At 67.2% G+C, this 22,753-nt stretch carries 18 protein-coding genes and 2 pseudogenes; 10 read left to right on the top strand and 10 right to left on the bottom strand.

Annotated features, from left to right (window positions below; all coding sequences use genetic code 11):
* Positions 1-563: 563 nt before the first annotated feature.
* Positions 564-938 carry an ankyrin repeat domain-containing protein gene (locus tag AB0D46_RS32515; protein WP_362882797.1) on the bottom strand — a complete coding sequence of 125 codons (375 nt, stop codon included), beginning with the start codon at positions 936-938 and terminating at the stop codon, positions 564-566.
* Positions 939-1,052: 114 nt separating this feature from the next.
* Between AB0D46_RS32515 and AB0D46_RS32510 the strand changes: the two genes are divergently transcribed.
* From AB0D46_RS32510 to AB0D46_RS32490, 5 genes are all read left to right on the top strand, one after another.
* Entirely contained in the window at positions 1,053-1,637 is a 585-nt protein-coding gene (locus tag AB0D46_RS32510; protein WP_362882796.1) for a hypothetical protein, read from the top strand.
* Between the two features lie 58 nt (positions 1,638-1,695).
* A complete protein-coding gene (locus tag AB0D46_RS32505; protein WP_362882794.1) occupies positions 1,696-4,353 on the top strand; it encodes a Helicase associated domain protein in 2,658 nt (885 codons plus the stop codon).
* A gap of 397 nt (positions 4,354-4,750) precedes the next feature.
* Entirely contained in the window at positions 4,751-7,141 is a 2,391-nt protein-coding gene (locus AB0D46_RS32500; protein ID WP_362882792.1) for a preprotein translocase subunit SecA, read from the top strand.
* 163 nt (positions 7,142-7,304) lie between these two features.
* Positions 7,305-8,042 carry a hypothetical protein gene (locus AB0D46_RS32495; protein ID WP_362882790.1) on the top strand — a complete coding sequence of 246 codons (738 nt, stop codon included), beginning with the start codon at positions 7,305-7,307 and terminating at the stop codon, positions 8,040-8,042.
* Positions 8,043-8,132: 90 nt separating this feature from the next.
* The gene (locus AB0D46_RS32490; RefSeq protein WP_362882788.1) at positions 8,133-8,720 is read left to right on the top strand and encodes a GNAT family N-acetyltransferase; all 588 of its coding nucleotides are present in this window, start codon (positions 8,133-8,135) and stop codon (positions 8,718-8,720) included.
* A 15-nt stretch (positions 8,721-8,735) separates the two neighbouring features.
* Here the strand turns inward: AB0D46_RS32490 and AB0D46_RS32485 are convergent.
* The 3 genes and pseudogenes from AB0D46_RS32485 to AB0D46_RS32475 all read right to left on the bottom strand — a co-directional run bounded on the left by AB0D46_RS32485 (position 8,736) and on the right by AB0D46_RS32475 (position 13,248).
* Positions 8,736-9,851, bottom strand: a pseudogene (locus tag AB0D46_RS32485) (IS630 family transposase).
* A 777-nt stretch (positions 9,852-10,628) separates the two neighbouring features.
* A complete protein-coding gene (locus tag AB0D46_RS32480) occupies positions 10,629-12,461 on the bottom strand; it encodes an RICIN domain-containing protein (protein ID WP_362882787.1) in 1,833 nt (610 codons plus the stop codon).
* 67 nt (positions 12,462-12,528) lie between these two features.
* Positions 12,529-13,248, bottom strand: coding sequence for a hypothetical protein (locus AB0D46_RS32475; RefSeq protein WP_362882785.1), 720 nt, complete (start codon positions 13,246-13,248; stop codon positions 12,529-12,531).
* A 378-nt stretch (positions 13,249-13,626) separates the two neighbouring features.
* Between AB0D46_RS32475 and AB0D46_RS32470 the strand changes: the two genes are divergently transcribed.
* Positions 13,627-14,724: a hypothetical protein gene (locus tag AB0D46_RS32470; RefSeq protein ID WP_362882784.1), complete on the top strand. Its 1,098-nt coding sequence runs from the start codon at positions 13,627-13,629 to the stop codon at positions 14,722-14,724.
* Between the two features lie 33 nt (positions 14,725-14,757).
* Positions 14,758-15,291, top strand: a complete 534-nt coding sequence (locus AB0D46_RS32465; protein WP_362882801.1) for a hypothetical protein — start codon at positions 14,758-14,760, stop codon at positions 15,289-15,291.
* A gap of 52 nt (positions 15,292-15,343) precedes the next feature.
* Here AB0D46_RS32465 and AB0D46_RS32460 read toward each other — a convergent pair whose 3' ends face one another.
* The 3 genes from AB0D46_RS32460 to gcvH all read right to left on the bottom strand — a co-directional run bounded on the left by AB0D46_RS32460 (position 15,344) and on the right by gcvH (position 19,198).
* Positions 15,344-16,882 carry an RICIN domain-containing protein gene (locus AB0D46_RS32460; RefSeq protein ID WP_362882782.1) on the bottom strand — a complete coding sequence of 513 codons (1,539 nt, stop codon included), beginning with the start codon at positions 16,880-16,882 and terminating at the stop codon, positions 15,344-15,346.
* A 1,262-nt stretch (positions 16,883-18,144) separates the two neighbouring features.
* Positions 18,145-18,579: a hypothetical protein gene (locus AB0D46_RS32455; protein ID WP_362882780.1), complete on the bottom strand. Its 435-nt coding sequence runs from the start codon at positions 18,577-18,579 to the stop codon at positions 18,145-18,147.
* A gap of 229 nt (positions 18,580-18,808) precedes the next feature.
* On the bottom strand, positions 18,809-19,198 hold the full coding sequence (gene gcvH, locus AB0D46_RS32450; protein WP_362882779.1) for a glycine cleavage system protein GcvH: 390 nt from the start codon (positions 19,196-19,198) through the stop codon (positions 18,809-18,811).
* 218 nt (positions 19,199-19,416) lie between these two features.
* Between gcvH and AB0D46_RS32445 the strand changes: the two genes are divergently transcribed.
* The 3 genes and pseudogenes from AB0D46_RS32445 to AB0D46_RS32435 all read left to right on the top strand — a co-directional run.
* Entirely contained in the window at positions 19,417-19,668 is a 252-nt protein-coding gene (locus tag AB0D46_RS32445; protein WP_362882777.1) for a hypothetical protein, read from the top strand.
* A 122-nt stretch (positions 19,669-19,790) separates the two neighbouring features.
* Positions 19,791-20,237: a hypothetical protein gene (locus AB0D46_RS32440; RefSeq protein WP_362882776.1), complete on the top strand. Its 447-nt coding sequence runs from the start codon at positions 19,791-19,793 to the stop codon at positions 20,235-20,237.
* Positions 20,203-20,982: pseudogene (locus tag AB0D46_RS32435) on the top strand (IS5 family transposase); the annotation flags it as partial. The gene AB0D46_RS32440 and the pseudogene AB0D46_RS32435, both read left to right, overlap by 35 nt.
* A 128-nt stretch (positions 20,983-21,110) precedes the next feature.
* Here AB0D46_RS32435 and AB0D46_RS32430 read toward each other — a convergent pair.
* The 3 genes from AB0D46_RS32430 to AB0D46_RS32420 form a co-directional block, all read right to left on the bottom strand.
* Entirely contained in the window at positions 21,111-21,254 is a 144-nt protein-coding gene (locus AB0D46_RS32430) for a hypothetical protein (RefSeq protein WP_362882774.1), read from the bottom strand.
* A 79-nt stretch (positions 21,255-21,333) separates the two neighbouring features.
* The gene (locus tag AB0D46_RS32425) at positions 21,334-21,717 is read right to left on the bottom strand and encodes an SMI1/KNR4 family protein (RefSeq protein ID WP_362882772.1); all 384 of its coding nucleotides are present in this window, start codon (positions 21,715-21,717) and stop codon (positions 21,334-21,336) included.
* 168 nt (positions 21,718-21,885) lie between these two features.
* Complete coding sequence (locus tag AB0D46_RS32420) at positions 21,886-22,383, bottom strand: hypothetical protein (RefSeq protein WP_362882770.1); 498 nt, start codon at positions 22,381-22,383, stop codon at positions 21,886-21,888.
* Positions 22,384-22,753 lie beyond the last annotated feature (370 nt).

Genomic DNA, 22,753 nt, shown 5'->3' with positions numbered 1-22,753 from the left:
GGCCCCCCCCCCCCCCGCCGAGCGCAGCGAGACGGTTCGTTGGCACAGCGCGCAGCGCTGTGGGACCCGCTTCGCGGGTCTGGGTGACCCCGTTTCACGGAGTCCGAGCCTTCGGCTCGTTGGGGTGTCCGCTCCGCTCCGACCCCGGGCCCTTCCGGCTTCGCCTTCAGGGCCAGTCCGCTTCGCGGACGGCCCGCAACAACGGGGGGCGGGCCTTCTGTCTCCTGGTGCTGGGGGAAGGCTATAGGTCGGGCCGGGGCACGATGGGGCTGCTCTCACCGCCAGCAATGAGCCGGATACGCGCGGCGGGGAACAGACCGGATTCGAACTGGCGTCATCCCCCCTTGTCGAGAAGGGCGCGTCGACCTCTGCGCTACAGCCCCCGCCGCGGTACACACAGTCTATGTGACCGGCCCGGCTTCGCCGGGTCGGTGCCGGTCCTTCGGGCCGGGGGTCCTGCGCTTCGCTCCGTCCCGAATGGCCCGCTAAGCAGGCCCGAGTGGCCCCGTTTCACGGAGTCCGGTCCTTCGGCCCCGTTGGGCGTCCGCTTCGCTCCCGCCCTTTCAGTCCTTCCGGCTTCGCCTCCAGGACCACAGCCCGCTTCGCGGGCGGCTGGCAGTAGCTGAGGTGATGCGGTTTATCAGGCGGTGGGCGATGTCGTGACCGTAGTGGTCGGCGAGGTCGACCGCGCACATGCTCCCCGGGGGTTGCGGTCTCGGATCGGCCCCGTAGGCCAGCAGGATCACTGTGAGCCGGCTGTCGATCGGGGTCCCTGACTGAAGTGCCGAGTCCCCTTCCAGGTCGATGGCATGCTCCAAGAGAGTCATTCCGCAGCAGACCTCGTTGGCGTCTGCGCCTTCCTCGAGGAGGCGGGTCAGCTCGGCATGGTCGCTGGACTCGACCGCCTGGTGAGCGGGCGTCCAAGGGTTCTCGATCATCCGATTCCTTCTACGCTTCCCGCTGCTGGGGGCTCAGACACGTCTCCCCTAGCATGATGCAGCATGTACCGTTGGCGTAAATAGATGATGTGGTCTGGAGAAGGTGGGACGGTTATGGGGAATGCGCGGGCCTACCCGGTCTATCGGGATGAGACCGGGCGCATAGAAGCTGTCATTGCCGTAGCCGAGCTTCTGGTCGGATGCGGGGATCTGCCGGCTGACGCGACCGTGAACCTGGATGCCGGGCTGTCTCGAGTGGACGATGTGCGGTGTGCCGCGAGGCTGTTCCCGCGCGCCTTGTTCCCCCGCGCCTTGTTCTGGGGAGGCGATTCCTATCTTCGGGGTCCGGAGCTGCCGCAGGACGATGCCGTGCTGGCTTCTCTGCTACCGCTGACTGTATCGATGGAGGCGCCGGTTGCAAGCGATCTCCTGACCAGGGCAGCTGAGGTCCTGTCCCGCGCGACGTGGGGACAACTCGCGTGGATGGCCCTGTCCTGGCCTGCCGTGCCTGAGCTCGGCCTCGAACCCGAGCACGCGCGCACCGGCGTGCAGGCGTGCTTCAACATCAATGCCAATCACGAGCCCGCCACTGCCCACACCGTCTACGCCCACGTCCACCCTCAAGCCGGCGAACGAGCACAGCACCTCGCCCGACAGATCGGCCACCACATCACCGGCCCCTCCGAGCACGGCTGGTAAAACCCCCCTCACGAACGTCGAGCTGCTCCTTTAACGGCATCCCGAAAGGCGTATAGCAGTGATTCAGCTCCGTGAGCATCAGGTAGACCAGAAACTCGCATTTCGGAAGTGGGTGGGATTTCCTGCAAGATCATCTGTGGTCCCGCAGGGGGGCCGGGGCACGATCGTGTCCGCGACCGGGTCCGGGAAGACGATCACGGCCGCCGCGAGCGCGCTGGAGTGCTTCCCCACCGGCCGGATCCTCGTCACGGTCCCCACCCTGGACCTGCTCGCCCAGACCGCCCAGGCGTGGCGGCTGGTGGGTCACCGGGCCCCGATGGTCGCGGTGTGCTCGCTGGAGAACGACCCGGCCCTGAACCAGCTCGGGGTCCGCACCACCACCAACCCCATCCAGCTCGCCCTGTGGGCCGGGGCAGGACCGGTCGTCGTGTTCGCCACGTACGCCTCCCTGGTGGACCGCGAGGTACCCGAGGGGCAGCGGAAGGTCCGCGGCCCACTGGAGGCCGCCCTGACGGGCGGACAACGCCTCTACGGGCAGAAGATGGACGGCTTCGACCTCGCCATCGTCGACGAAGCCCACGGAACCGCCGGCGACCTCGGCCGCCCCTGGGCCGCCATCCACGACAACACCCGCATCCCCGCCGACTTCCGGCTCTACCTCACCGCCACCCCGCGCATCCTCGCCGCAGCCCGCCCGCAGAAGAGCACCGAGGGCCAGAAGGCGGAGATCGCGACCATGGCCGACGACCCGGACGGAACGTACGGCGCGTGGCTCGCGGAGCTAGGACTGTCCGAGGCCATCGAGCGCGGGATCCTCGCCGGGTTCGAGATCGACGTCCTGGAAATCCGCGACCCCTCCCCCGTACTCGGCGAATCCGAGGAAGCCCGGCGGGGCCGGCGCCTCGCGCTCCTGCAGACCGCGCTCCTGGAGCACGCCGCGGCGTACAACCTCCGTACGGTCATGACGTTCCACCAGAAGGTGGAGGAGGCCCGCGCGTTCGCGGGCAAGCTCCCCGAGACCGCCGCCGCGCTGTACGTCAACGACGCCTCCGACGCTGACCTGGCCGCCGCCGACAAGCTGCCGAAGTCCTCCATCGACGCGGAGTTCTACGAGCTGCAGGCCGGCCGCCACGTACCGCCGGACCGGGTCTGGTCGGCGTGGCTGTGCGGCGACCACCTCGTCACCGAGCGCCGCGATGTCCTGCGCCAGTTCGCCAACGGCATCGACGCCGACAACCGGCGCGTACACCGCGCGTTCCTCGCCTCCGTACGCGTCCTCGGAGAAGGCGTCGACATCACCGGCGAACGCGGAGTCGAAGCGATCTGCTTCGCCGACACCCGCGGCTCCCAAGTCGAAATCGTCCAAAACATCGGCCGCGCGCTCCGACTCAACAAGGACGGCTCCACCAAGGTCGCGCGGATCATCGTGCCCGTCTTCCTGGAGCCGAACGAGGACCCCACCGACATGGTGGCCTCCGCGAGCTTCCGCCCTCTTGTAGCGGTCCTCCAGGGCCTCCGCTCTCATGACGACCGCCTCGTCGAGCAGCTCGCCTCCCGCGCACTCACCAGCGGCAAGCGCAAGCTGCACGTCCGGCGCGACGAGAACGGGCGGAGCATCGGGGCCGGCGGCGAAGGTGACGGCGAGGACCAGGAGGACGGCACCGACGCGGCGGCCGAGTCGGCGCTGCTGCGCTTCTCCTCGCCCCGGGACACCGCCACGATCGCCGCGTTCCTGCGCACCCGCGTCTACCGGCCCGAATCGCTGGTGTGGCTGGAGGGCTACCAGGCCCTGCTGCGGTGGCGGGCCGAGAACGAGATCACCGGCCTGCACGCCGTCCCGTACGACGTCGAGGTCAAGGTCGGCGTCACCAAGGACTTCCCCCTCGGGCGATGGGTCCACCAGCAGCGGAAAGCCCTGCGCACCGGGGAACTCGAAGACCGGCGCAAGGAGCTGCTGGACGCGCCCGAGGCCGGGATGGTGTGGGAGCCCGGTGAGGAGGCGTGGGAGGCCAAGCTCGCCGTGCTCCGGTCCTACCGGAAGGCCACCGGCCACCTCGCGCCCCGGCAGGACGCCATGTGGGGCGAGGACGACGAGATGGCACCCGTCGGCCAGTACATGGCCAACCTCCGCCGCAAGGGCACCAAGAACGGCCTCGGGAAGAACAAGGACACCGCCACGACCCGGGCCGCGCAGCTCGCCGCGATCGACAAGGACTGGAACTGCCCCTGGCCACTCGACTGGCAACGCCACCAGCGCGTCCTGGCCGACCTCGTCGACGCCGACGGACAGCTGCCCGACATCGCCCCAGGTGTCCTCATGGACGGCGACGACATCGGACGATGGCTCCAACAGCAAAAGCAGCCGGCCACCTGGACGCGGCTGCTGCCCGAACAGCAGACACGGCTGACCGCACTGGGCGTGGAGCCCGCTCAGGCGCCGCCTCCAGCCCCGGCGGCCGCGCGTACAGCGAAAGGGCCGAGCAAGGCGCAACAGGCATTCCAGCGCGGCCTGGCGGCCCTCACCCAGTGGGTCGAACGGGAAGGCGCCCACGGGCCGGTACCACGCGCCCACGAAGAGGAGATCACGGTCGACGGCGAGACGGAACCGGTGACCGTCAAGCTCGGCGTCTGGGTCTCCAACACTAAGACGAGGCGCGACAAGCTCGACCAAGGGCAGCGGGCCGCACTACGGAAACTGGGCATCGGCTGGATCTGACGGTCGTCGGCAAGGTCCCTCCCGTTCAACAACCCCGGCAAGGGTCAAGCCCGCTGGACATGCGCTGGGAGACCGCGCTGAACGCTTTCGACATCGTCTCGACGGCCGCCTCTCTGCAGCACGGCAGTAACCCATCAACCTCAGTTGCACCACTCGTTTGACAGACCTGTGCGGCCGTTGTGCCCCTGTGAGTGCGCCAGCAGACCGCCACAAAAGCGAGCAGGGGAGAGTCCAGTGGCCCCGCTGATCGAGATGATTACAAGTCCCTCGTGAACCGGCTGCGATGTGTGATGAGGTGGCCTCATGGGTTCCCGCTCGAAACGCCGCGACGCGCAACAAAAGGCAGCGCCGTGCTGGGCCCGCGCCATCACCAACGTTCGACCCGCACGCCCAAGTGATGGCGGACACCTGGGAGGCGTTGACATCGCTGATGGCCACCTTCGTCGACGACGAGGACCCGGCGACAGCGGTCGACGCAGCATTCGACAAGGCTGTCGACAAGCTCGTCGCGAAGCTGCAGCGGTTCGATCCCATCCGACTCATCGAGGTAGCGCGCCAACGGTTCCTACCGATGGCGTTCGGAGACGAGATACCCGTCACCGCGGAGGCGGGCGCCACCTACGTGGAACTGCTGGCGCTGGTTGCTCTCGCCGCCCGGCAGGAGACGGCGGAGGCCACAGCTCCCGCCGTCGAACACCAGCAGATGAGCCACTTCGTCTCCGAGGTGAAGCAGCAACTCGACGAGCTCTTGCACCTCGCTCAGCTCCGGTCGCTCGCTGCCGTCGACCCCGCCGATAAGCTCGCCCTCATGTCCCTACTCATCCGGGGCACCGAGGTCTGGGTGCGCAATGCGTCCTACTCGGAGATGGTCGCAACGACCAACCTGGCTCTCCTGGACGGCAATCCGAGCGTTCGCGCAGCCCTGAACACTCGGCTCGGCTTCGACGCGACCGATGCCCTGGCGGTCCTCGACACAGTCCACCACTTGCAGCAGGACGGCCTGAACACCCGGCTGCAAGCAATGGACGCCGCCGTGCAGGAGGCAATGAAGGCGACGAAGGAAGGCCGACCGGATGACAGGCTGACGGCACTGGCCGGAGCCAGTTTGATGTCGCTGTTCGAGCCCGCCGCCGACCGGGCCGCGGTCACGCTCGACGCCGTCGCCGCGCACACGGGCATGACCGTGGAACGTGCCAGAGCCGTGGTCGAGCGGTTCCGCCTGGACCACGTGGAGGCCACTGCTGCGGAGGTTGTCGACGCGTTCACCACCGGCAAGAACCCGATGCGCACCCGGCCGCTCATTGTCGACGGCCACGGGCGCCTCATGCTGCCGCACCCGGCGCTGCACGTGTTCGCCGTCCGGGAAAACCTCGAAGAGCACCTGAAGACAGCGAAGCCCGTCTGGGACCAGTACGCCAAGCACCGCGGCGAACTTCTCGAGGCCCGCACGCGCGACGCGCTGGACCGTGTACTGCCCGGGGCCCGCTTCTGGGACGCCTTCGAGTACTACATACCCGCGAACGACGCACAAGCCACGGCCGCCGATCCGGCGCGGTACACCAAGCGCGTCGAGGGCGACCACCTCATCGTCCTCGACGACGTCGCCATCATCGTGGAGGACAAGGCCGTCGCCTTGAGCGCCATGTCCCGCGGCGGCAAGGCGACACGCATTCGCACGGATCTAACCGGCATCATCACAAAAGCGGCCGAGCAGTCCGGCCGTATGAAGGATGCCATCGAGCGAGACGGTGGTCTGCGCATCGAGAACGAAGGCTGGGTCGACCTCCGCCACATCCGCGAGATCCACACCATCGCCGTCAGCCTCGACGACATCTCCACCGTCCTGACCGCCACCGCGGAGCTGGTGCGGGCCAGCCTGCTTACCCGTGACAACATCCCCTGGACCTTGTCCCTGCACGACCTGGAGCTGATCACCGAGCTCGTCGCACGCCCGGCCGAGTTCCTGCTTTACCTGCGCCGCCGCCGCAACCTCGACGTCACCGTCATGTTTCGCGCACCGGATGAGTTGGATTTGTTCCTGTACTTCTACGAGGCGGGCCTGTGGGTCGAACCTGACCCGGCACAGGTGCAGGTCGCGTACCCCTTCCTCCCCGAGCCGACCACAGCCGAACTACGCCGCTACCGCGCACAAGAGCTGACCTTCCTGACCAGTCGAACCGACGCACTCGACCGGTGGTTCCACAGCAGACAACGTGACGATGTGACTGCCGGACCCGCTCCCAAGCCAACGATGGTGCCCTCACCACTCGCGCCTCTCATCGACGAACTGCAATCACGCAACGTCACCGGATGGCTCAGCATCGGCGCGACGCTGCTATCCCTAGCAACGCCCGCCCAGCACAAGTTCGCGAGCCACGGTGACATACTCCTCAACAACCCGCGCCCGAACGGCCAAGGCCGCAGCATGACGGTGCCCGTCACGGCCAGCGTCGATCCGGCCGAAGGATGGTTGTTCGTGTGGGCGACACGCCCAGCTGGACAGGACCGCGACGGCGCCGAGAAGAGCCTCCGTGGCTACCTGCGGGCTAAGAAGCATCAGCTCGGCCTGCCGCGTGGCGTCGTCTTCCTCTACGACGAACCGACTCGCGATCTCGTCGGGGTCCTTTACGACGGGCACATCGGACCGCTCGACGCCACGCTGAACGCCACCTTGCAAACCCTGCTGCCCGCCACACGCCTGCAACGCTCGATCCATCCGAACGTGAAGCGACCCTCGCAGGGCACGAATAGCACTCCGAAGCGCAAAAAACAGAAGCCGAAGCGGTAGCACGCGAGGGCTGACCGGCACACGCACCGGGGCGTTTACGGGGGCGGATCCAGATGTCGGTCCGCAGGTTGCCGACAACTCCCCCGGACCTGCCTAACAGAGCCATACCGTGGGCATTCCATTCTGACTCTGTCCTTCTACCTGGCACAGGAAGGAGCTCGGCATGCCCGGCGCCTCAACCTGCGACCACATCTGCTGGCACCCGGGATGCAACGGAGTATTCCGCGCGCAAGTTGGCGAAGCCCCGGCGGGGGGGCAACGGCACGCCGCTGCCAGCGGCCACCCTCCGGCCGAGTACGGGCTCCTCCGCAAGGCCTACGTCCCCGCCAGCCACCCCCTCACCTGCCTCTTCGGCACATGCAGCCAGAGTTTCCCTGCCCCGTTCGGCGGCGAAGTCAAAGCCGCAACCAGACACGCCAGAGCAGCTGGCCACCCTGGCGGCGCGTTCATCCGCGGTCCCCACCCCGACGGCCACGCCCCCGTTGCCAAAGCGTCCAAGGCCGGTGGCTCGCTCGACTTGCTGGCCTGGTTCATCATTGCTGTGCACGTCGTCGCGGTCACCAGTCTCATCGCCGGATTCATCACGGCCAGACTCGGCGGTACTTATGGCATCTGCGACGACGCCTACGCCTTTGGGAACTGCACCGATCCTCACCAAGAAGTTCACGCCGTCGCCAATGTCCTGCTCACCGTCGGCTTCGTCGCTCTCTTCGTAGTCGCCCTGATCTGGGCCTTGGTCTTTCTCTCCACCCCCGCCGGCCAGTTCGTCGGATTCATAGCGTTCGGACTCATCACGAGCGCGGCATCAGTCCGCGGCCGCCACCACAAGGGTCACCCAAGCAGCGGCCGCAGCGCCTGGGGGCCCGAGCAGCCAGGTGGCGGATGGGTCTCCAGCGACTAGCTGTGCTGTGACCGTGAACGTTCGCCGGGTCGATGGTCGGGAACCGGGTACCGGGTTCTGTCCGGTGTAGGGCTGTGGCACGATGCCGCGATGATCACCTCACCCATACCGCCCGTCGTTCCCGCAGGCCACATGGCCAATATGGAACAGCCCGTACTCGCTCTCCCCAGTGGTCTGGAGCTGCGTCCCTGGCGTATCAGCGACGCCGACGCTTTGGTAGCCGCCGCTCAGGAACCGGGCATTCGCCAGTGGAACCGGCTCTTCGTGACGACGAAGGAGGAAGCACGCGAGCGAATCGAGCGCATGCGCGAGCGTTGGCAGACAGAGCAGAGCGCGATATGGGCCATCGCACGGCCCGATGGTGGTCAGGCCGTGGGCTTGATCGGCTGGGGTGACATCGACCTCCAGAGCGGCAGCGCCGAAATCCTGTACTGGCTCCTGCCCGCAGGGCGTGGCCACGGCGCCATGGTCGAGGCTACGAAGCGCATCAGCCGGTGGGCGTTCGAAGACCTTGGTCTGCACCGTCTCCGGCTGTGCCACGCGGTGGCCAACTCGGCATCGTGCCGAGTAGCGGAGAAGGCCGGCTACTCCATCGAGGGCACGATGCGCAGCGCCCTGCTACACAAAGACGGATGGCACGACGAGCATCTGCACGCCTTGGTCCACGGCGACCTCTGATGCTGTGCTGGGCGGTCAGGCCGCGGGGTTGAGGGGGCGGCCGCCCCAGCGGATGCCTCTCTCGCTGCGGATGCGGGCGCGTTCGCGCCGCTGTGCTGCGAGGACGTCGGAGTGGCGGGCGTTTCGGTTTCGCCAGCGTAAGTACGCGTGCAGGGCCCGGGTCTGGGCGGTGTGGTTGGGGTGGTGGGAGTTGGCGAGGGTGAACTGCCGCAGGGGTCCAAAGTGGGCTTCGATGGGGTTGGCCCAGGAGGCGTAGGTGGGGTGAAGCACAACTCGATCTTGTTCTTCATCGCCCAGCGCTTCATCCGCCAGTTCGTGTGGGCGGAGAGGTTGTCGAGGATCACGTAGATCGGGGCGCCATCCGGGCGGGCGGCCCGAATCGATCTCAAGGCAGCCCAGGTGTGATCGATGCCCTTGCGTCTGTGGTTGATGCCCCAGAGCTGATCGTCTCCGACGGAGTAGCAGCCATGGAAGTAGGTGATTCCGTGGGTACGGCGGTAGGTGGCTGGCAGTCGGTCGGGGCGGCTTTCCACCGCCCAGCGGGAGCCGGGGGTCGGATGCCGAGCGGGCCGAACTCGTCCAAGGCGAAGGTGCGGTTGGGCCGCTGGTTGATCGCGTACTCGATCCTGGCGAGCTTGGCGTCGAAGTCCGGATCCGGGGACTCCTTCCAGGTCTTCGTTCGCTGGAAGGTGACTCCGCGGCGGGCCAGTAAGCACCGCAGTGCCTCCCGTCCGATCCGGACGGGCCTGGTGATGTTGCGTCGTAGGTGATCGGCGAGCTTGCGGATGGACCAGCGGGTGAAGGGCTTGCCCAGCGCGGTCGGACGGGTGGTGGCCGTCTGGACGACGAAGTCCTCGTCGTCACGGTCGAGAAGGCGGGGACGGCCTCCCGCCCAGCGAGGGTCCAGGCATGCGAGCCCGATCTCGTTGAACTTGTGGATCACGTCGCGGACGGTGTCCTCGTCCGCCTGGACCAGCGGGGCTATGACGGGGACCGTGCTGCCGCCGGCCGAGGCCAGCAGCATCATCGCCCGCCGGAACCGCACTGAGCTGGTATTTCCGCGCTGACGATGTGCTGAAGTTTCTGTCCCTCCTGCTCGGTCAGCCCTCGAACCCGAACCGGTTGCGCCATCCCGCCTCCCCACTGGTGCGGGAAAGTATTTCCAACCAGCACCAGGATGGAACCCGGCGAACGTTCCCGGTCACAGCACTAGCTTTCGCTCGAATGCGTTTCGCCTGATAGCGGGATTCCACCCCTTCGGGTGACAGCAGCTCGTCAACTGGCTCCGGCCGCGTCCCTGACCGCCAGTCCGGGCCCCTTCTTGTCCGTACGGTTGCGATGCCGAGGGCGACGTCGACGAGCGCGACCAGGCGCATGCCGAGCCGGACGACGGCCGCACGGACCACTGACACTTCCGGTGTCGGAACAACTGACATTTCCACGTCGGCCGACAGCCGGCAAGGCGTATCAGGAGGCGGCACCGGCAGCGGTGGAGCAGCTGTTCCCCGCAGCGGTGGACCGCCTGGGCGATCGACGAGCCCTACACCTACGACTGCATCGGCCGGGACCCGCCGGCCACGGGTGCCCGAGGATGGCTCATCGGCCCGCCAGGTGTGTGGTTGATCCGTCCCCTGAGGCAGGTTGCGGCCAGGGTTGTCCGAGTCCGCGATCAGTCCGTAGTCGGCCCTGGCCGAGACGCACTCGGCCAGGTACCGGCAGCGGGTGTACAGGGCCGAAGCAACCCGAGTCGCGGTCGCCTTGCGAGCGGTCGGTCCTTCCGGTGACCGTGACCACTCGTCGTGCGGCCCGGCAGGCGGAAGCGTGCCGGACCGCACATCTGGTTGAGACGGCAGGTTCTGCGACGCCGACGGCGAGTTGCCGTGACGGGGCTGTGGGGTTCTCCGGGGGTCAGCGGGTCCTGAAGCGGCGGTAGAGGTTGCGGGCCACGTAGACGCCTGGGCCGCCGAAGCCGATGATGTCGACGCGTCCGTCGCCGGTGATGTCGGCGAGGAAGCGGGGGTGGTGGTTGACCCGCCAGGCGCCTGCGTCCTCGTTGTACCCGAAGCCGCGGCACACGAGCTGGGCCTGCTCGAACTGGCCGTCACCGAGGCTGTGGGACACCCATACTCCCTCGTCGCCGAAGCCGATGATGTCGGGGTTGCCGTCGCCGGTGACGTCGGCGAGGAGCCGGAGGTGCTTGCCGCTCGCCCACCCCTGGGCGTGCCCGAAGTCGTTCAGGACGAGTTCGGAGGGCTCGAACGTGCCGTCGCCGCGCCCACGTGCGACGACGACACCCTGCGGGCCGAACCCGACGATGTCCACCGCTCCACCATCGGTGGTAGCGACCAGGAACCGGGGGTGCTCTGCGGCCGAGCTCCACCCTTGGCCGACCCCGAAATCGTCAAGAACGTACAGGGGGTCGGCGAACGTGCCCGCCTCGTCCTGGAGCGATACCCAGACGCCGTCGTCGTGGAAGCCGACGATGTCGAGCCTGCCGTCACCGGTGGTGTCCACGAGGAAGCGGGGATGTTTGTCAGCCCGCCAGCCACCCGCTGTCTCGTCGTGGCCGAATGCTCGCAGGACGGCTTCGTCGCCGATCGGCGCGAACTTTCCTTCCTCGTCCTGGAGGGACACCCAGAGCCCGTCGTCGTGGAAGCCGACGATGTCGAGCCTGCCGCTGCTGGTGGTGTCGGCGAGGAAGCGGGGATGCTTGTCGGCGAGCCACCCGCCGGCCTGCTGGCCGTGTCCGAACGCCTTGAGGACCGGCTCGCCGCCCGCGGGCGCGAACCTCCCGTCCTTGTCCTGTGGGGACACCCGGACACCGTCGGCAGCAAGCACGACGGCGTCGGGCCTGCCGACGCCCGTCATGTCCGCGAGGGTCCACAGATCCTTCGGGCTCGAGGAGGGCGCGGGCTGGTGCAGGACGCGCTCGGCGTCATCGAACGTGCCGTCACCTCGACTCGACGACGTCACAGCTCCCTTCGCGGGTTTGAGCCCCACGATGTCCGCTGCGCCCGCTCCCGTGGTGTCGGCGAGGAACCGGTCACCGAGCCCGGCCCACCGGCCCAGTTGCCCGCCGGGTGAGCGGCCGGGTCCCACACTCTTCCACCCCCCGGCGTCCTGGTCGGTCCCGAATTGCTTGAGGACCAGCAGCGTGTCGCTGAAGGAGGGCGCTGCGCTGGGCGCCGGGCGCAGCGCGGCCGAGCGGGCAAGCCGCCAGGAGCGGCGGCCGTTCCAGTGGCTCAGAGGTGCGTAGCGCAGTACGGGGTCGCTGGTGCGTTCGGGCTGGGCCGGGACGAACCGCCAGCGTTGGCTCTCCGCGCTGTCGTCGTACTCGCGCAGAACGACCCGTGTGTCGTCCGTTGCGGGGGCGGCGAGGTCGAGCACGGCGCCGTCGGTGGCGTCCTCGATGAAGTAGAGGCCCGCTTCGCCTTCGACGGGGACGACGTGCCACTGCTGGGCCTTCTTGCCGGCGGCGGCGTCCCACTGGCGGACGCCGCGGTCCGCAGCGGCGGGATTGTCGAGCACCTTGCCGCTGACCGCGTTGCGGATCACATACGCCTGGCCGTCCTGCGCGGGCTTAACGGGGGTGAACTGCCACTGCTCCGGGCTCGGACCGCCCGCGGGGAAGTCGCGGACGACGAGCGCCCCGTCCGCGCCCGGCACGGCCTTGGCGCCGAGGGTCTTGCCGGTGGCGGCGTTGACGATCTCCAGCCTTAGTTCTTCGATGGGCACGGGCATCGTGGTGCCTCTTCCAGGCGGTGCGGGCGTGGGCTCGGGAGGGGTGTGCTGCGGCGGCGGTGGCCGATCACGTGAAGACGTGGTGGTAGGGGACGCTCCACTCGTTGGGCAGCCGTGGGTAGAAGGTGTTGATGACCGTCCCGGTGAAGTCCCCGCCCCAGTTGTAGGTGAGCCGCACTTCGCTGTCGGCCCCCACCGCGTAGTCCTTGAACCCGAGGATGGCGTCGGGGTGGGTGATCGGCACGAACGTGATCCCGCCCCACGGCGTCACCGTGACGATCCAGAGCTGGGTGTCCTCGGGCGCGCCATTCCTTCCGCGCCACAGGGCGTCCACCTTGTCAGGCAGGCCGACCTGAATGGTGTCGGCCGTGCTTTCGGGAGCCTTCTGGTGGACGGTGATGCGCCTGCGCTGCGGCTTGGGCACGCCGTCGTCGCCGCGCCCGGCGTCGGCATCGCCTGCGGCGGCGGGTTTGGGCGTGACCTGGCCCGCGGCACTCTCGATGAAGTACAGCGGTCGCTGCCCGAAGAAGCCGGCGGGGGTGATGTACCAGAGGTGGCCCTTGGCCTCCTTGGTGGCCGGGTCGGGCGCGGTGGACAGCTTGACCCCGTTCTTGTGGTCGTCCTCCTTCAGCTCTGCGGGTCGCAGGTAGCCGCCGTTGAAGGCGTGGACGAGCATGACCGGCCGGTTCTCGACCAGCGCGGCCACGATCGCGTTGTCGTAGCTGTTCACCGCCACCGGGCCGCCGACCACCAGATTCGACATCGCCGTGCGTTCCTGGGTGTACATCGCGGAAACCTCACCTGTTCTAATTATTGAAAACGCATCGGACGCTCATTGCAGTGGCCTGTCGCGCGGCATTTCCGCACACTCGAGAAAGACTGGGTTGACTGACACGAATACCCCACCCGCGCAACAGTCGCAGCTGTGAAATCCGTAGGAGAGTTGATTCGGGAAGTCATCAGTCGAGTTATCGACGAGCCCCAAGCTACCCATGAAATAGGAAAGTTGAGGAGGCTGTCGAGTGTTTATCACTCGATTGAGCGCATAGTGCGGAGATGTCTTCCCGGGCGGCGAAGCGCATGTTAGCTTCGCTTTTCTGAGCAGGCAGATTCTTTTTTGCGTTTCATCAAGTGGAATTTCGGCCAGATTAGTCAAGGGCGGGGAATGTCTTCCAACGCGTACATCCTGGGGCGGGCCAAGCGCCAGCCGCTGACGAAGAAGAACCTGCGGGAGCTCAACATCGCGGAGATTTGGGAGTCCATCCTGGACCACCCCAATCTGGTCTACGTCGACAGCTACGGTGTGCGGCACAAGCCCGTCGGGTTCTCCGTGAACAAGTCGAGCTTCGGCACCTTTCCCGGGACCGCGTTCGAGCGTGGCTGGCTCGCGTACATGAACCTCGGGGAGCCGCTGATCGAGGAGCGGTGCGACATCAGCCAGCCCCCGCCCGACACGTTCTCCTGCCGCACCTACGTCAACCGCAGCCAGACTTCCCCCATGACGTTCACCGACTCGGTCGATTTCACGGTGTCGAACGGGGTTACCTGGTCGCTTTCGGGGGAGGCCAAACTCACCTTCGGTGGCAGCGTCACCGCGCAGCTCCAGCTCCAGCTGCAGAACCAGCTCAAGATGGACCTGCAGACGCAGCTCCAGATGCAGCTGCAGAACGAGATGGCGAACAAGAACGCCAACACGGTGACGAACAAGAACAGCAAGGACAGCGTGGGGGTGGACAATGCCAACGCCACCGAGACGGGTGTGAGGAACGCGGCGACGAACTCCGCTACGAACGGGGTGACGAACTCGGTGGCGTTCACGACCACGGGCAGCGCCACCGGCAGCGCGGCGCTCAACGCCTCGTTGCTTATGGGCATCTCGGGCTCGGTCGGCGGCTCCCTGAACACCAGCTGGGCCTCGAAATCGCAGATCTCCGGCCAGGTCCCGCCCGGCTCCCGCGTGGATACCCTCGCCACGCAGCGGCGTTGCCTCAAGCAGTACCGCTACGAGATCCCGGTGACCTTCTCCGGGTTGATCGCGGTGCTGTACGCCGTGCCGGTGGCGGTGCTGTCTCCCCCGCAGTCCGGCGGCTATCCCGGTCTCGACAAGCTGGTCGCCCGCGACATCGGTGACATCGACCTGGCCGGCGGCGGCTTTCGTATGAAGGGGCTGGCCGAGGTCGTCTCTTCCCTGGACGTCCACCACACGATGTTCGACGGCGAGGACCTGATCGACGACCCGCGAGCCTTGTACAAGCAGCCCTGACCGGGCACACGACGACGACAAAGGGTGACGACCATGGTGTTCAAAAACATTTTCGGCGCTGCGGGCGACAGCGCCGGGCTCTTCTCGGTAAACACCAGCAAAGCCAAACCCCGACCGGCGGCGGGTGTCGACGACTTCGAGGACGTCGAAGCCGACGCATACGACGACACCAGCACGAGCCTGTTCAACAACGCCATCCACGGGGCTTCCTTTCAGGCGAAGGTCGTACGCGAGCAGTCACCCGAAGCACGGGCCATGCTGGGCTTCCTCGGCTCCTTCATCCGGACCACCCAGCAATCGGCCGTTAAGCAGGCCGATTACGCCCAAGATCCCGGCTCGGTGTCCACGGCGGCGGAGGACGGCATGCGAAAGGCGCGTGAGACGGTGGAGAAGCACGAGGGCCTTCAGAAGAACCCGGACCTGGAGAGCAAGCCGACCAAGAGCGAGTACACCAAAGCCCCCAAACCTCCCGAAGCACCCAAGGCCGAGAAGCCCGGCAAGCCCCCCCAGACGAGCGCCGAGAAACCCCCCCGCTTCGAGGAGCCCCCCCGTTCCGAATCCGAGTAGGGCCCGGCTTTACGTGGGTCAGGGGCGACGCGGCCCCTGACCCACGCGTGTGTCACACGGGGAGCAACTGCCACTGCCGGTTGCGTTGGTCGCCCTGCGAGCCGTGCTGCCTGATCACGGTGCGGGCATTGGTGTCGACGTACAGAAGCAGACCGCTGTTCCGGTTCGCGATCTCGAACACCCGCGGGCTGTCGGTCACCGAGCCCACCGGGATCAGCTTCCACTGCTGGTGGCGCGCGACAGCACCCTCGTGGGCACGCTGCCCCACCACCGCCCCCTCCGCCGTTCCCGCTCCGACGACCTCCAGCACCTTGCCGCTGCGCACGTTCTCGATCCTGTACAGAATGTCGCCGTCGTCATGGCCCGCCGCGATCAGCCGCCACTGCTGGTGATCCCGGGAGGCGGCGAGGGTCTGGTGTACCTCGGCCCCGTCCTTGGTCGACTCACGTACGACCCCCATCCGCAACTTGCTGCGGACGTTGGCCCAGGAAGCCACCGTGCCCGAATCGGGCAGCCCGGCCATCCTCGCCGAAGCGACCCTCCGGACCCGGTGGTTGGCGTGGTCAGCGATGTAGAGGGTGTCGACGCAGTCCACGGCGAGCCCGTACGGGTTGTTCAACGGGGCCGAGATTGCCGGGACGCCGTCAGCGCCGAAGGTTCCGGCGCCCGTTCCGGCGACCGTGCTGATGTTCTTGTCGGCCGTCACCTTCCGGACCCGGTGGTTGTAGCAGTCCGCGATGTAGAGGGTGTCGGTGCTGTCCACCACCACCGCCATGGGGGCGTACAACGGGGCCGAGGTTGCCAGGACGCCATCCTTGCCGAAGGTCGGGGTGCCCGTGCCGGCGACCGTGCTGATCTTCCCATCGGCCCACGTGATCTTCCGGACCCGGTGGTTGTTGTGGTCGGCGATGTAGAGGTCGTCCGCACTGTCCACCGCTACTCCCATCGGGTGGTTCAACGGGGCCGAGATTGCGGGGACGCCGTCGGCGCCGAAGGTCGGGGTGCTCGTGCCGGCGACCGTGCTGATCTTCCCGTCGGCCATGGTGATTTTCCGGACCCGGTGGTTGGCGTAGTCGGCGATGTAGAGGTCACCCGCGCTGTCCAGCGCTACTCCCGCCGGGTAGTTCAACCGGGCGGCGGTGGCGAGGTCGCCGTCACCTCCGAAGGCCGCGGCGCCCGTGCCGGCGACCCTGCTGATCTTCCCGTCGGCCATGGTGACCTTCCGGATCATGTTGTTGCCGGCATCGGCGATGTAGAGGTCACCCGCGCTGTCTACCGCCATCGCGCGCGGGCTGCTCAACTGGGCCGAAACGGCGAGGGCGCCGTCTCCCCCGGGTCCCGCGACCCCGGTCCCCGCGACCGTACTGATCTTTCCGTCAGTCGTGATCTTCCGGACCTGATGGTTGCCGGAGTCGGCGACGTAAACGGTGCCGGCGCTGTCCACCGCGAGCCCGAGCGGACCGTTCAACTGAGCCGAAAAAGCACGCTCAGTCTCCCCTTTGGGCGGCCCCGCGACCCCGGTCCCCGCGACGGTGGTGATCGTAGGGTCGAAGTGCTCGTCACCCGTGGCTGCCGTGGGGGCAGTGCTCATGATTTTCCCTTCACCGTTCACCGACCACTGACTACAAGCGGTTTTCAGTTGACTCCAGAAAGTCACAGGAGCGTCAGGGTTGGCAAGATCCCTGCCGGGTGGTCCTTACGGAGCACGTTGACGAAACATCGCCCACGATCGGAAGCCGAAGCGCGCGGCGATGCGCCCCGGCAATCATCGGGCCGTCAAGCCACGGATCAACGGCGGGAGCGCTCGCCTCCAGCACCCTGGCACCGCTCTGCCCGAAGACGATGAACGTTTTGACACGGCCACGAAAGCGGCTCGCCGCAACGGTATCGAAGCCCCGGAGCGTGGAGGCCGCCAGCAGGACCGCAAGGTCGGGCTCCGGCGTAGGCGACCAGCGGCGCGGCCGCAGTCACACAGAGCACGCCGCCGTCGAGCGGCAGCCAGGTCATTCCCCTGACACACCAGTTTCGGCGTCGCAATCCATGGAGCCGCTGGAGCGGCGAGAAATGTGCCTTACATGCCTACATAGACTCCACGCCTACGACCAGCCGTACCTTGGCGCGGCCGGACAGCTGGCGCCAAGGCGCGGCCCGCGGTCGGTTCTTCAGCTGGGGTGCCGAACATGGTGACGGGGCGGGCGGGGCCGGGCCCGATGTTCGCGGCGACGACGAGGGCGCACTGCGAGACCGTGTTGCGGTCGTTCTACGACTTCCACCTGGACGCGGATACCGGTCCGATCATCAACCCGTTCCCTACCCGGCGGGAGCGACGTCAGCTGCCCGCGAGTGTTGGCGGACCGGACTTGCGAGCTGGGCGGGTGATTCGGTCACTGACCGTGACGGCGGCCCTGTCGCTGGCTGGACGGCTGGGTGACCCGCCTGGGAAAGGCGTTCTGGAGTTGAAGCGGTGCTGAGCAGCTCCCGAGCACGGGCATGTCCCAGGTGCCGTGCCAGCGCCGGTGGTCACGGCCTGGGGCGCGGTCCGTCAGCTCGATAAGCCGTTCTCTGATGTCGCGGGTGGACAGACGCAGACATTGACGAGCCATGGCCAGTAGCGCTGCTGCTGCCGGCGCGGATTGCGGGATAGTTCGCCAAGACGGGTCGAGCCGGGGCGGCCCCTTGATCTGCGGCTCACGGCTCTTGGCAAGTCTGTTTTGCGCGTCGTGGTGAGTGCTGAAGGCGTCGAGCAGTCCGGTCTGCGCCGTGAGTCCGGCGACACGGCCAGGCGGCGGAGACGAGGGTGGCCAGGAGGTTCAGGTCGTAAGTATCTCTGGGCCTCGGTGGGGCCAGTGGTCTTCAGCAGGTCGAGCAGTTCTTGCTGGACGGCGGCGATGTCGGGGGTGAGCAGGGGCATGGCGTGCCCGGTGTGAACGTCGGGTTGATCGAGGCGAGCCCCGCTGGTGGGTTGGCTCGGCGCGAAGGAGGGGATCCGGCGGCATCGCGCTGGATGGAGGCCGCCCCGCCCCTGTGCTCGAAGTCCAGACGGAACGGCTGCGGCAGCACCTCCACCACAGTGAGAAAGTCCAGCGCCAGAAGAAGCCGTTGCTCCTCCAGCGACTCGAATCCGTGGTGTCGGCCGGTCGACACCATGAACTGCAGACCAGGGCAGTGCCGCTGTCGGGCCCGCCAGGTGAACCGGCGAACCGGCCGCGAGTCCAACACCGGCACCGACTCCAGGTGCCGCACCGGCCAGACGACTTCACCGCCTTCGAGCAGCAGGTCGTCGACCACCGACGCGGCCAGGACCCGCCCAGCACAAGCTGCCCGCGAAGAGTCTCGTCACCCGTGAACGGGCTGATCAGCGCATCAAGATCGCACCCATCCGACCGGATCACCGGCCTGGCCCGCGTACTCATGCGCCAACGAGGCCACCCCCAGCCGCCTCACCGACCGCAGCGGGACAGATCCCACCCGTCCGAGTGACAGCCGAACCCGGCCCGAGGCATTGTGGTGGCGCAGTTCACTCGCCGATGGCCGCCTTGTAGCCGGCAGCGTCGAGGAGATGATCGAGTTCGGAACTGTCCGACGGCCTGATCTTGAAGATCCACGCCTCGTGGGGCCAGTACCCCGTGTTGATGAGATGCGGTTTGGAGGACAGCTCCTCGTTCACGGCGATCACCTCGCCGCCGACCGGCGCGTGGATGTCCGACTGGGCCGTGACCGCCTCGACGGCACCGACGACATCGTCAGCCGCGACGGGGTTGCCGACCTCCGGCAGCTCCACGAACACCGCGTCGCCAAGCGCCTGCTGGGCGTGATCGGTGAGCCCGACCGCCAACGTGCCGTCCGACTCCAACCGCACCCACTCATGCGACTCGGTATACCGCAGATCAGCCGGAATGTTCGACATGCTTACTCCACAGTTGTCCTAGTTGATCAGCAGACTCAGCATGCCCGATATCACGAAAGATCGACCGGATTTCAATAATGTAACTGACGAGACGTCAACAACCCTTGACGACGCGCAGCCGGCCGACGTGGAGCGGCCAGACCGCGATCATCTTGAACGCACAGAGTGATCAGCGCGTGGCGTTCGCATGCTATGGCGTCCATTCGCAAACTGTGCCTGTGACCGAGCGCCCAACTTGGCCCGCTCGGCCAACTACAACGCTCAACTCCAGACGGACGCGGACAGTCATCGTCGGCAAGCGCCACGAACTCGCCCTGTATCGGGCCCACGTCGACGGCCTCACCCGGCTCCTGCGCGACGCCGTCGACACCGTCGCGGCCCGCAGCACACCCGGGGGTGGCCGGTGCTCCCACTGCGACGGCACCGGGCTTGCCCGCCCGCTGTGGGAGCCGGCCGCCGGACAAGCCTGAACACCTGAACACCCTGGGCAAGCCCAAGGCGACCCTGGGCAAGCCACCCGCAAAGGCGGCTTGCCCAGGGGCCGGGCTACGCCATCGCGGCGGCCACGGTCTCCAGGTTCCGTGGTGACGCCGTGGGTGACTGTGCGGATGAGGTCGTGGAGGTGCCCCATCGTCTCCGTCCCGGACAGCTCCACCCGTGCGGCGAAGAGGACGTCGTCCGGCTCGGTGAGGGACAGCAGGGCCTCCGGTCGCTCGAACGGCACGAGGCGGCCGACCGGGTCGTGGTGGGCGGCGTGAAGACGCGCCAGGGCCAGCCACATGTCGCCCGCATCGCTCTGCCCGAGCACGGCCGGGCTCTCCTGCTTGATTCGTCTCATGACTCCGGTCTACGGCCTGCGAGGAGGCGTCGGCCGGCTTGTTACGACGGCGTCGCCATCGGGGTCGCGCACCGCCCTTCCGACATCAGGGTCTTCCTGGCCGCCGCCGGCCTGGAGAGTGCCGAGAACGTGGACCTGACCGATCCCGACTTCGTGGAATGGAGGGGTGCCGGCCCCGAAGCGTGGGAGCCGACGCCGTAGCGGCCGGGCCCCTGTCCCGGCCTGCGAAACCACCGTCGGCGGCCGGCCCGAGAAACACGACCGCCGCGAGATCGTCGACGCGATCCGCTACGTCGTCGACACCGGCTGCAAATGGCGGGCCCTGCCCGCGGACTACCCGCCCTGGCGGACCGTCTGGGGGTTCATGGAACGCTGGGCCGCCCGCGGCATCATCAATCAGATCCGAGACGTCCTCGCGCAACGAATCCGCCGCGACATGGGCAAAGGCCCCCGCGCGGTCGCCACCGTCATCGACTCCCAGTCCGTCAAAGCCGCCGAGACCGTCGGCAAGGACTCGCGCGGCTACGACGCAGGCAAAAAGATCAACGGCCGCAAACGCCACATGGTCGTCGACACCCGCGGCCTGCCCCTGCTCGTCATGGTCACCCCCGCAGACCTCCACGACAGCCACGCCGCCAAGGAAGTCCTCTTCCGCCTCCGCCTCATGCACCCTGAGATCACCATCGTCTGGGCGGACTCCGCCTACGCGGGCAAGCTCGTGACCTGGGCAAAGAAGTACCTCAACCTGACGATCAAGACCGTCAGCAGACCCAAGGACTCCTCCGGCTTCGTCATCCTGCCCCGCCGATGGGTCGTCGAACGAACCTGGTCCTGGATGATGCGAGCCCGCAGACACGTGCGCGACTACGAACGCCTCATCCAGCACTCCGAAACCCTCATCACCTGGGCAGCCATCACCCGCATGACCCGCCGCATCACCAAGACACGCAAGCCCCCAGAGCGGTTCTCACCCCTGCTCTGACCAGGTACATCAAGCCATCCACCCCCGTACACAACGTCAGCACTGCACCTCGCCACAGCACTTCTCATGGCGGCCCCACAGACGCTGAGACTTCAACCCACGAGGTCACGCCAGAACGGGACGGTCGCCTGGTGGGCACAGGCCTCGCCCTGACGATCCGGCTTGGGCCCGCCGAACTCCTGATGGACATAGTCGATCAGATCGGCGCCGTAGTAGATGATGTCGGTCTGATACATCGACAAGACGGGGTGGCCATAGGTACCACGCCCCGCAGGCAGGTATCGATGCGAACAGATGGGCACCATCTTCGGCACTTCAGCCAGACGTGCGCGGGCCAGCACCAGGGCATCGGCCGGCGCTCCAGGCTTGGCCCCCCCAGTCTTCCGACCAGAAGTCGTTGTGCTCGACGTCAAAGAGCACTCCGTCAACCGGCCAGGCCAGCTGGTCACGGAGCTCGTCAGGATCACCGTTGCGCCAGTCAGGCCACCTTGGCGAGACACGCCCCTGCCCTGACGGACGACCGATGGGCAGGCCTGCCGCCAAGAACGCGCGGTGGTCGTCACTGAACTCAAAACCGAACTGCTCTTCGATGCGTCCGAACTCTGCATCCGACAGGCCCGGCGAAATATCGAAACGCCCGAGTTGAGACAAACGGCGGGCGGCTTCCGCCCCCAACGGGGCACCTTCACTCGTGATCATGCCGCGATGGTAACGACGGCTCGACGCGGCCCTCCATGAAATTTGCGTTGCCACCTCCACGCAGGAGGTTCCACCCCTTCGGGCGCGCTCCATGCCCCATGTCATGCGTGGATCACAAACAGGCAGTTACCTGCTTCTGCTGACGACCGCTTGTGCAGGGCTCGATCGCTACGAGAGTCGGTTCTGGTCGGGCCGGCCGTACGCCAGACGCTGAGCTTCGGCCGTGACCTCGGCATCGAGCTGGGCCAAGGTCCTGTCCCCGTACTCGATGATGTCGTACTCGTCATCAAGCTCGGCAAGGCGCTCGGCCAGGGGTAGCTGGTGGCCGAACCGCTGGTGGATACGCAAAGCAAGCTCTCGCGGCGTCAGCCGGTCCACCAGCATCTGGTGCGCGAGCGCCCGCACGGCGGCCTCCTGCCCGGCCTCGCTGTCGCGCGGGTAGAACACAAGGCCAAGCTCATCGAGTACGACGGGAAGCAGGTCGGGAACGTCGTACTCCGCCTCGGCACGTGTGTATCCGGCCAGAATGCGCAGTGCCGGGCTGTCTAGTCCGGCAACGAGTGCCGCGCAGGCAGCCTCGACGACATCGTGAGCATGGGCCCCGCCAATACTCCAGAGAACAGCGAGGTCCTGCAGGTCATCGGTTGCGGCTTCGATCGGCGACACCCACACATGATCCCCTGCAAGAGATGATCCCGTCGACCGCATTTCGGCCCAGGCGCCGACCGCGCTGACGGACGATCTACTGCTCAGACAGTCGCCCGTGACCAGCGTGAGCGCCCCGAGAACCGATCACACCAGCCCTTTGACCTGCGACTTCAAGTTGGCGGAGACTCACTCGATGCTCTGCATCGGATGCAGAGCATCGTCCACTGGATGGTGAACATCGTGGATTCCACTCGGTGGACGATGCCGGGCATCGTCACCACAGCCAGGCAGTGGAGTGCCGCACCCGGGACAAGGCGCGGGCATCGCGGCGCGCGGCGGCGTTGCCGATCCGGCTCTGCCGGGAGCGGGGCCAGCGCGTGGCTTTGTT

It is taken from the genome of Streptomyces sp. NPDC048383, assembly GCF_040651775.1.
In the GTDB taxonomy this organism is placed as follows: Bacteria; Actinomycetota; Actinomycetes; order Streptomycetales; family Streptomycetaceae; genus Streptomyces.
The sequence above is the reverse complement of the archived record's forward strand: the minus strand, read 5'-3'. Positions and strand labels throughout refer to the sequence as shown.

Coding starts and splice junctions, on each gene's coding strand:
- AB0D46_RS32515 (WP_362882797.1), bottom strand. CDS start 938: ATGATCGAGAACCCTTGGACGCCCGCTCACCAGGCGGTCGAGTCCAGC.
- AB0D46_RS32510 (WP_362882796.1), top strand. CDS start 1,053: ATGGGGAATGCGCGGGCCTACCCGGTCTATCGGGATGAGACCGGGCGC.
- AB0D46_RS32500 (WP_362882792.1), top strand. CDS start 4,751: ATGGCGGACACCTGGGAGGCGTTGACATCGCTGATGGCCACCTTCGTC.
- AB0D46_RS32495 (WP_362882790.1), top strand. CDS start 7,305: ATGCCCGGCGCCTCAACCTGCGACCACATCTGCTGGCACCCGGGATGC.
- AB0D46_RS32490 (WP_362882788.1), top strand. CDS start 8,133: ATGATCACCTCACCCATACCGCCCGTCGTTCCCGCAGGCCACATGGCC.
- AB0D46_RS32480 (WP_362882787.1), bottom strand. CDS start 12,461: ATGCCCGTGCCCATCGAAGAACTAAGGCTGGAGATCGTCAACGCCGCC.
- AB0D46_RS32475 (WP_362882785.1), bottom strand. CDS start 13,248: ATGTACACCCAGGAACGCACGGCGATGTCGAATCTGGTGGTCGGCGGC.
- AB0D46_RS32470 (WP_362882784.1), top strand. CDS start 13,627: ATGTCTTCCAACGCGTACATCCTGGGGCGGGCCAAGCGCCAGCCGCTG.
- AB0D46_RS32465 (WP_362882801.1), top strand. CDS start 14,758: ATGGTGTTCAAAAACATTTTCGGCGCTGCGGGCGACAGCGCCGGGCTC.
- AB0D46_RS32460 (WP_362882782.1), bottom strand. CDS start 16,882: ATGAGCACTGCCCCCACGGCAGCCACGGGTGACGAGCACTTCGACCCT.
- gcvH (WP_362882779.1), bottom strand. CDS start 19,198: ATGTCGAACATTCCGGCTGATCTGCGGTATACCGAGTCGCATGAGTGG.
- AB0D46_RS32430 (WP_362882774.1), bottom strand. CDS start 21,254: ATGTATCAGACCGACATCATCTACTACGGCGCCGATCTGATCGACTAT.
- AB0D46_RS32425 (WP_362882772.1), bottom strand. CDS start 21,717: ATGATCACGAGTGAAGGTGCCCCGTTGGGGGCGGAAGCCGCCCGCCGT.